Origin of the sequence: Rahnella sp. NRRL B-41462, assembly GCF_003263525.1 — a bacterium.
Lineage (GTDB): Bacteria > Pseudomonadota > Gammaproteobacteria > Enterobacterales > Enterobacteriaceae > Rahnella > Rahnella aceris.
Window position 1 is genome coordinate 1 of record NZ_JYDF01000107.1, and the last position, 1,047, is coordinate 1,047.

Consider the following 1,047-nt stretch of genomic DNA (forward strand, 5'->3'; position numbering starts at 1 on the left):
CCCCAGTCACGTACCGTCTGGATGTGTTTATTAATTGCTGCACGGCTCATGCCAATGACTGTACCTAACTGCTCACCGGAATGAAATTCACCATCAGCCAAAATGGAGATCAGTTGCAGAGGAACGGTAATATCTTTCATGACAGCGCACCCACGGCGTCCACTTCACCCTTCGCGGCGATAAAACGAACCTCTGGTTCAAGCCAGATACCAAATTTCTCTGCAACAACATCACGTACATATTTAGCCAATGCACGTACATCAGCGCTGCTCGCATGATCTTTATTAATCAGTACTAACGCCTGTTTATCGTGAACTGCTGCGCCGCCAACGGTAAAACCTTTCAAACCAGCCTGTTCAATCAACCATCCGGCAGCAAGTTTAATTTGCCCATTAGCTTGTGGATAAGACGGCATAGAAGGATATTCGTTGCTGATTTTCTCTGCCACAGAAGCGTCAACAGCAGGGTTCTTGTAGAAACTCCCCGCATTGCCGGTAATGGCGGGGTCAGGTAATTTGCTCTGCCGCATCGCGCAAACTAAATCAAAGATCTGACGGGGGCTAACAGTCTCAGGATCTAAGCGAGTCAGCTCCCCATAACTCAATTTCGGCTGCCATTGTTTTGTCAGCTTCAGGCCTACGGCAATAATGGCATACCCTTCTTTATAGGAATGTTTAAATATACTCTCGCGATAACCAAACTGGCATTCGTCGGATTGCACGCGGATGACCTTTTCGCTCTGCAAATCCAAAACATCCACATAACCACAGATACTCTGCAGTTCGACACCATATGCACCTATGTTTTGAATAGGAGCAGAACCTACGCATCCGGGAATTAAAGCAAGATTCTCCAGACCTGGAATATCATGCTCTAATGCATAACAAACCAATTGATGCCAATTCTCACCAGCCCCCACATGCAGCAACCATTCCTCTGCATTTTCATCCAGCTCAATACCTTTGATCCGGTTCAGCACTACTGACCCTGCAAAATTCTCCAGGAAAAGAACATTACTTCCTTCGCCTAAAAGTAAAAAAGGCTGCT

2 protein-coding genes are annotated in these 1,047 nt (G+C 46.4%); both read right to left on the bottom strand.

Annotation, left to right across the window (positions count from 1 at the left end):
* A partial coding sequence (locus UC14_RS22060) for an HTH domain-containing protein (RefSeq protein ID WP_157962143.1) occupies nucleotides 1-140 on the bottom strand: 140 nt, incomplete at its 3' end.
* Nucleotides 137-1,047, bottom strand: a 911-nt coding sequence (murB, locus tag UC14_RS22065; protein ID WP_112198434.1) for a UDP-N-acetylmuramate dehydrogenase, incomplete at its 5' end; no start/stop codon positions are given. The genes UC14_RS22060 and murB, both read right to left, overlap by 4 nt.